The organism is Stenotrophomonas sp. 3diitr2024 (assembly GCF_042136455.1).
Taxonomy (GTDB): Bacteria; Pseudomonadota; Gammaproteobacteria; order Xanthomonadales; family Xanthomonadaceae; genus Stenotrophomonas; species Stenotrophomonas sepilia.
Genome location: NZ_JBHHMJ010000589.1, coordinates 1 through 7,337 on the forward strand (window position 1 = coordinate 1; position 7,337 = coordinate 7,337).

Sequence of the window (7,337 nt, forward strand, 5' to 3'; positions counted from 1 at the left end):
CCCTGCCTGCGATGTCCCGCATGCGGGGCGTCGACGCACCCCACCGGACCGACGCCGCGGGCTAGCGCCCGCGGGCTGAGCGTTCGATCAGCCAGCCGGCTGCGTACAGCAACAGCAGTGTTGGCGGAACCAGCACTGCATATGCGGTCGACCAGGGTTTGCCACGCAGCAGGCCGCCTGCGCCGATGGCATCGAGTGCGGCAGACTGCAGGGTGATGGGGAGCGCCATCAGGATATAGGTACCCTTCGGGTCCCCCTCCGACTGCGCGCCGTGAACCAGCCATGCGGTCAACAGCAGGTAGACCACGCAAAGCGCAAGACCGGTCCAGCTCAGGAGTCGCCGCATCTTCATCCGCATGCCCCGGTTCAACGGACGTCGAAGCGGGCCTGCAGCGGCAGGCTCACCTTCCGCAGCAGATCCCGGACCACCACCTGCGCAGTCCACGTGCCTTTGGGATCACCGGCCTCGGCGACGAACTTCAGGTGCAGGTTGGTCATGTACAGCAGGTTTGGCGGGCCGGTCAGGGCGGCGGTGAAACAGGGAACATCGCGTTCGTCGATACTGGTACTGCCGTCCGGGCGCAGCATGCGCAGATCGCAGTGCACCTTGGGTACGCGGTTCTCGTCCAGTTGCGGGTTGGAGAGGAATGTCAGCAGGAACAACTCACCGCCCAGGTGGACTTCGTTGGCCTCGTTGAAGCTGGGAGTGGTCTCCGGCGGGGTCTCCCACTTGGCCCGCCAGTCGGCATCGGAAGTGACCAGCAGCGATGCCGCGAAGCCGCCGCTGGATTTCATGGCATCGGTCTCCGTCAACGCCTTGCCATCCCCATTTATCCAACCATCGCTGGCGGAGCTGTTCAGTGGCAGCATCATGGCCATCATGGCCAGCGCGCAGGTCCATCGCATCAACGGCTCTCCCGGGTAGCCGCGTCCCGCGGCAGAGCGGGTAGTATTGCCCAACATTGGCCGGCAAAGCAGCAGGACAGCCTGGGCAGGGGTTCCGTTGCCTGCCGATGTGGGTGATGCTTGCCGGCAAAGGAGGTGGCATGGGAATCGGGAGCGAGGAAACGCCGATCTTTTTCCCTGCATCGGCCGCGCCGCAGCACGTGCTGATGCTGCCCGGTCTGGATGGCTCCAGCAGGCTGTCGCCCCCGTTCCTGTCGGCACTCCAGGCTTACGGTCTGACAACGCAGGCGATCACGCTGCCCGCGCAGGGACCGCAGGATCACGCCACGCTTGCCCAACGGCTGTGGTCGCAGCTGCCCAGTCGTCCCTTCATCCTGCTCGCCGAGTCTTTCTCGGGCCCGTTGGCTGTTGAACTGGCCACGCGCCATCCCACCGGGCTGCGCGGACTGGTGCTTGCAGCGACCTTTGCGCGTCGGCCGGTGCCACTGCCGGCAGCCAGCGCAGCCTTGCTGTCGCCGGCCTGGCCGCTGCCTCCCGTGGCATTGCTGGCGCGCCTGTTGCTGGGGCCGTGGTACACCCGCGGGCACACGTCGATGCTGCGCGAAGCGTTGGCCAGGACTCCGACGAGCACGTTGCGGCAACGCGCCGCAGCGACCCTGCGGGTCGACGTGCGTGCATTGCTGCCAGCAATCCAGGTGCCGACGCTGTGCCTGCACGCGTGCCACGACCGCCTGCTGTGGCCGCCCAGCGTGGCCGAGCTGCAGGCCCTGTTGCCCGATGCCCGCCATGTGTCGTTGGAGGGGCCACATCTGCTGCTGCAGGCGCGTGCCGACGCAGCTGCAGCCGAAGTGGCCGCGTGGATGAGGACGTTGCCGCGTTGAACGATGCGCTCAACTGCGGGCGCGGGTACGTGCCGCTTTCCTGGCCGCCGCCTTGCGCACTGTCTTCTTCGCCGCACGGGTCTTGGCCGCCTTCTTCGCTGCAGCACTGCGCGAGGCGGCTGTACCGGCCTTCTTGACCGCTGTCTTCTTTGCGGCCTTCTTGGTGGCGGTCTTACGAGCCGGTGCCTTCTTTGCCGCCGCCTTCTTCGCAGGCGCCTTCTTGCTCGCCGCCTTCTTCGTGCCCTTGCGCGCGCTGCCGCTACGTTTGCCGCCACCGTCCTGCTTGTTCACGGTGGCCCAGGCGATGCGCTCGGCGGTGCCTTCACTCGCGCCGCGCTCGCGCTCGCTGTCCTCGATGTGCTCGGCCTGGCGCTTCTGTTTCTCGGTATATGCGGATTTGTCACCACGGGGCATGACGGATCTCCTGTCGTAGTAGTCAGGCCAGCAGGCGCAGCTTCGGTTCACGCGCCCATTGGCGGGTGGCGGCCGCCGCCAGGAAGGCCTTGGCGTCTTCCGCTTCGACGATGCCGGCATCGTTGCCGACCCGCGCCGCCTTCAGCAGCGTCTGGCCGCCTGCGTCGCTGGCGATGGCCTTCAGGTGCGCCCACGCCTGGCTGACGAATTCGACGGCTGCACTCTCTTTCGACAAGGCCTTCGCGGCTTCCGGGCTCAGCACCACGGCCACCGCATCGAACACAGCCGATGGCGTGCCCGCCAGTTGCCCATCCGCCGCCTGCATCGCCCCATCGCTCAGCGTGGCGCCTCCCACTTTTGGTGCCACCAGCTTCACCTCCGCACCTGCCTTCCGAGCGGCCTTGCTCAGGCTGGCGATCACGCGGGCATCGGAGCCCTCATCGAACAGGACGCCGATGCAGCGACCCTGCAGGATGGGCTTGTTGCGCCCGATCACGCGCACCTCGGGAGCGGGGGGCATGTCCCGCACCGGGGTAGCAGTCGGCGCCGCGTCGGGCAGTGCAGGCAACGCCAGACCATCGGCCACGCGCCGGGCCAGCGATTCGTCGATGTTGCGCAGGTGGCTGACGGTGCGCACCCGCACCTTCAGCGTTTCCACCTTGGACAACTCGAATACCAGCGCCGATGCCAGGTGCGCCTGCTCCGGCTTTTCAAGGCTGCGGAAGAACATCCGGGCCTGGCTGTAGTGGTCGGCGAAACTCTCCGCACGCGTGCGGCCCTTGCGGCCATCGTCGGCGCTGGCATGGCTGCGGAAACCGGCCGGTGTCTCGCGCGGGGTGTCGTCCTGCAGCGAGCTGGGATCGTAGGCCACGCGGCCCTTGGGCACCTGCATCTGCATGTGGCCATCGCGCTGATGATTGGCAAACGGGCACTTCGGAGCATTCACCGGGATCTGGTGGAAGTTCGGGCCGCCAAGCCGCAGCAGCTGGGTGTCCAGGTAGGAGAACAGGCGGCCCTGCAGCAGCGGATCGTTGCTGAAATCGATGCCCGGCGGCACGTTGGCCGGGCAGAACGCCACCTGTTCGGTCTCGGCGAAGAAGTTGTCGGGCCAGCGGTCCAGCACCATGCGCCCGATCACCTGCAGCGGTACCAGCGATTCAGGGATGATCTTGGTCGGATCCAGGTGATCGAACGGAAATGCCTCGGCGTCCTCTTCCGTGAACAGCTGTACCGCCAGTTCCCACTCGGGGAAATCACCGCGCTGGATGGCCTCGAACAGATCGCGGCGATGGAAGTCATTGTCAGCCGATTGCAGTTTCAACGCTTCGTCCCAGACCGTGGACTGGATACCCAGCTTGGGCCGCCAGTGGAACTTGACGAAGGTCGACTCGCCCGCCTCGTTCAGCAGGCGGAAGCTGTGCACACCGAAGCCTTCGATCATCCGCAGCGAACGCGGTATGGCGCGGTCGCTCATCGCCCACATGATCATGTGCATCGACTCGGGCATGAGCGAGATGAAATCCCAGAAGGTGTCGTGGGCCGTGGCGGCCTGCGGAAACGCACGGTCCGGTTCCATCTTCACCGCATGCACCAGGTCCGGGAATTTCATGGCGTCCTGGATGAAGAACACCGGAATGTTGTTGCCAACCAGATCCCAGTTGCCCTCCTTGGTATAGAACTTGACCGCGAAGCCGCGCACGTCGCGGGGTGTATCCACCGAGCCCGCGCCGCCGGCTACCGTCGAGAAACGGGTGAACACGGGCGTCTTGACGCCTACCTCGGTCAGGATACGCGCGCGGGTATGGGCGGCCAGTGACCGGGTCAGCTCGAAGTAGCCGTGTGCTGCGCTGCCACGTGCGTGCACGATGCGCTCGGGAATGCGTTCGTGATCGAAGTGGGTGATCTTCTCGCGCAGGAGGAAGTCCTCTAGCAGCGTGGGCCCTCGGGGCCCCTGCCGCAGGGAGTTCTGGTTGTCCGCCACCGGGATGCCCTGATCGGTGGTCATCACCGGATGGGTGCCCCCGGCCTGCTGGTGCAGTTCATCGCCGTCGCCCCGGCGGTGGTTTTCGGCAGGGGCGATTGCGCGCTTGCCGGTCGGCTTGCTGGCGGCCATTGACGTTGGCTCCGAATCATCAGAAGGAACCACGACACTGGAACCAGCCCCGTTAAACCGAGGTCCGGCAGAGGTGAACGTACAGGCAAAAGCAGGCTCGGGTATGCTTGCCCCATGCGAGTCGAGCCCGCCGACATCGAAGCCCTGTTCGACGCCATCCCGGACGTGCTGTTCTTCATCAAGGACCGCCAGGGGCGGTACACCCACGTCAACCAGACCATGCTGCGACGGCTGGGCCTGCGCGCGCGCAAGGACGTGATCGGGCGCACGGCAGCCGAGATCTACCCGACCGGCCTCAGCGCGGACTATGTCGACCAGGACGCCCGCGTGCTGTCCGGCGAGGTGATCGAGAACCTGATGGAGCTGCACCTGTTCGCCAACCGCGAACCGGGCTGGTGCCTGACCTGCAAGCGACCGCTGCTGGTCGATGGCGCCATCGAGGGCCTGATCGGCATTTCCCGCGACCTGGGCCAGAAGGACAGCCTGGGCGCCCAGTACGAGCAGCTGCGGCTGGCCCTGGCCCACCTCAACGCGCACTACGCCGAGAACGTGCGCATGCAGACCCTGCTGGACATCACCGGCTTCTCGCTGTCCAAGCTGGAACGCAGTTTCCGCAAGGTGTTCCAGATGACCCCGCAGCAGGTGCTGACCCGGCTGCGGATCCAGATGGCCATGCACCTGTTGCATGGCGACGACAGCATTGCCTGCATCGGGCAGGCCTGCGGTTTCAGCGACCAGAGTGCCTTCACCCGCAAGTTCAAGGCTGAAACCGGTTTCTCGCCGCGCGCCTATCGCGCCCGTATCGGCGGCAACGTCGGCGAGCCCGCACTGGCCTGAGCCGCCTGCTGCGCTGTGCCTATCCCCGTGGGCACGGGACAGGGTAAGGTGTCGCCCCTGTAGCCCGCCGCCAGCCCCGCCGATGCCCAACTCGATTCCGACCGCTTCGCCGTCCCGCCTCGGACATTCGCTCAAGCCCCGCCAGCTGATCATGATGGGCCTGGGCAGCGCCATCGGCGCCGGCCTGTTCCTCGGCTCGGGCGTGGGTGTGCAGGCGGCCGGCCCGGCGGTTCTGGTCTCGTATCTGGTCGCCGGCGCGCTGGTGATCATCGTGATGAACGCACTGGGCGAGATGGCGGCGGCCAAACCGACCAGCGGCGCGTTCTCGGTGTACGCCGCCGATGCCATGGGCGCCACCGCTGGCGCCACGGTCGGCTGGTTGTGGTGGGTGCAGCTGGTGATCGTGATCGCCGCCGAGGCGGTGGGTGCGGCCGGGTTGCTTGCCACGGTCTGGCCGGTGGTGCCGGTGCCGATGGCTGCGTTGGCCTTCATGCTGTTCTTCACTGCGATCAACCTGCTCGGGGTGAAGAACTTCGGCGAGTTCGAATTCTGGTTCGCCATCCTGAAAGTGGCGGCGATCCTGGCCTTCATTGCCATCGGCGTGGCACTGCTGATGGGCTGGCTGCCGCAGGTCACCTCACCTGGCCTGAGCAACTTCACCGAACACGGTGGTTTCGCACCGAAGGGCCTGGCCGGGATCGGTGCGGCGCTGCTGGTTGTCGTTTTTGCCTTCGGTGGCACCGAAATCGTTGCCGTTGCGGCGGCCGAAACCGAAGATCCCGAACGCAGCATCGCACGTGCCATCCGTACCGTGGCCTGGCGCATCCTGGTGTTCTACATCGGCTCGCTGAGCGTGATCATCGCCGTGGTGCCCTGGACCAGCGAAGCACTGAAATCGCCCTTTGCCGCCGTGCTGGACATCGCGCGCATTCCGGGCGCCGGCACTGCGATCACCCTGATCGCGGTGATCGCGCTGCTGTCGGCACTCAATGCCAACCTCTACGGCGCCTCGCGCATGATGTATTCGCTGGCGCAGCGCCGCGAGGCGCCGGCGGTGCTGGGCTGGACCGATCCGCGCCAGGTGCCGGTGATCGCCGTGCTGGCCAGCGTGCTGTTCGGTTTCGCTGCGACGGTGATGGAACTGCTGTTCCCGGACCGGGTGCTGCCGGTACTGCTCAATATCGTCGGTTCCACCTGCCTGCTGGTGTGGACGCTGTCGCTGGTTTCGCAGCTGGTACTGCGCCGCCGCGCCGATCGCCTGGGTACCCGCCTGCCGTTCCGCATGGCCGGTTTCCCGTGGCTGACCTGCTGCGCGCTGGCGATCCTGGCGTTGATCTTCGGCCTGCTGCTGAGTGAGTCGCACACCCGCCTGCAGTTCCTGTCGATGGTGACGTTGACCGCCACGATTGCCGCCGGCAGCGCCATCGCACGGCGCATGCGCCAGGCTTGATTCTGTAGAGCCGACCCTACGGTCGGCTGCTGTTCGCGTGGCCGCCAGCCGAGCGCGGGCTCGGCTCTACAGCAGGCATACATCCGCCGTGCCATCCTGATCGCGTGGGCCGCCAGCGGCCCGTCGACCAGGAGTACCGCATGCTGCGCAGCCGTCCCTTCCTGATGTTCACCGGCCAGGCCGAGGCCGCCCTGGCCCTGTACGCCGAAGCCTTCGCCGATTTCCGCCTGCTGGCCCTGCAACGCCACCCCGAGGGGGCCGGCGCCGGCGTGCCCGGCCAGGTCCGCCAGGCGATCTTCCTGCTCGGTGGCACCCATTACCTGTGCTTTGACAGCCTGGATGTGCACGACTTCACCTTCAGCCCGTCGATCTCGCTGTTCGTCGAGTGCTCCGGTGCCGAGCAGTTCGAGCGTGCGGCACGCGTGCTGGGCGAGGGCGGCCATTGGTTGATGCCGGTGGGTGATTACGACTTCAGCAACCGCTATGGCTGGGTGCAGGACCGCTTCGGCGTATCGTGGCAGTTGAGCCTGGGACAGATGCCGGACCCGTGATCGGGTAATTGTGGGTGTGGACCCTGGTCCACACGCCCTCATGAAAACGGCCCGCTTGCGCGGGCCGTGAGTGATGTCGATCTGCGCACCTTGTTGAAGGGCATCCAACGGCCTGTGCAGCAGGCCGCCGCGCAGATGCCGGCGCAGGCGGAGTTCATCGCGCAGTACTGCAGGTCCGGCGTGGA

The 7,337-nt window shown here is 66.5% G+C and carries 8 protein-coding genes; 4 read left to right on the plus strand and 4 right to left on the minus strand.

Annotated elements, in window-relative coordinates; all coding sequences use genetic code 11:
* Positions 1-61: 61 nt before the first annotated feature.
* Both ABGA94_RS15120 and ABGA94_RS15125 read right to left on the minus strand, forming a co-directional pair.
* Positions 62-352, minus strand: coding sequence for a hypothetical protein (locus ABGA94_RS15120; RefSeq protein ID WP_032954416.1), 291 nt, complete (start codon positions 350-352; stop codon positions 62-64).
* Between the two features lie 14 nt (positions 353-366).
* Positions 367-795 carry a hypothetical protein gene (locus ABGA94_RS15125; RefSeq protein ID WP_239499539.1) on the minus strand — a complete coding sequence of 143 codons (429 nt, stop codon included), beginning with the start codon at positions 793-795 and terminating at the stop codon, positions 367-369.
* A 251-nt stretch (positions 796-1,046) separates the two neighbouring features.
* Here ABGA94_RS15125 and ABGA94_RS15130 point away from each other — a divergent pair, with 251 nt between their 5' ends.
* Positions 1,047-1,787 carry an alpha/beta fold hydrolase gene (locus ABGA94_RS15130; protein WP_111128967.1) on the plus strand — a complete coding sequence of 247 codons (741 nt, stop codon included), beginning with the start codon at positions 1,047-1,049 and terminating at the stop codon, positions 1,785-1,787.
* Positions 1,788-1,796: 9 nt separating this feature from the next.
* On the opposite strand, the gene ABGA94_RS15135 is transcribed toward ABGA94_RS15130, so the two are convergent.
* Both ABGA94_RS15135 and ABGA94_RS15140 read right to left on the minus strand, forming a co-directional pair.
* Positions 1,797-2,201: a hypothetical protein gene (locus tag ABGA94_RS15135; RefSeq protein WP_375367681.1), complete on the minus strand. Its 405-nt coding sequence runs from the start codon at positions 2,199-2,201 to the stop codon at positions 1,797-1,799.
* 22 nt (positions 2,202-2,223) lie between these two features.
* Positions 2,224-4,314 carry a catalase gene (locus ABGA94_RS15140; RefSeq protein ID WP_262221080.1) on the minus strand — a complete coding sequence of 697 codons (2,091 nt, stop codon included), beginning with the start codon at positions 4,312-4,314 and terminating at the stop codon, positions 2,224-2,226.
* A 114-nt stretch (positions 4,315-4,428) separates the two neighbouring features.
* Between ABGA94_RS15140 and ABGA94_RS15145 the strand changes: the two genes are divergently transcribed.
* From ABGA94_RS15145 to ABGA94_RS15155, 3 genes are all read left to right on the plus strand, one after another.
* Positions 4,429-5,151, plus strand: a complete 723-nt coding sequence (locus tag ABGA94_RS15145) for an AraC family transcriptional regulator (protein WP_005418296.1) — start codon at positions 4,429-4,431, stop codon at positions 5,149-5,151.
* Between the two features lie 82 nt (positions 5,152-5,233).
* Entirely contained in the window at positions 5,234-6,601 is a 1,368-nt protein-coding gene (locus ABGA94_RS15150; protein ID WP_375367683.1) for an amino acid permease, read from the plus strand.
* 140 nt (positions 6,602-6,741) lie between these two features.
* Complete coding sequence (locus ABGA94_RS15155) at positions 6,742-7,152, plus strand: VOC family protein (protein WP_005418291.1); 411 nt, start codon at positions 6,742-6,744, stop codon at positions 7,150-7,152.
* Positions 7,153-7,337 lie beyond the last annotated feature (185 nt).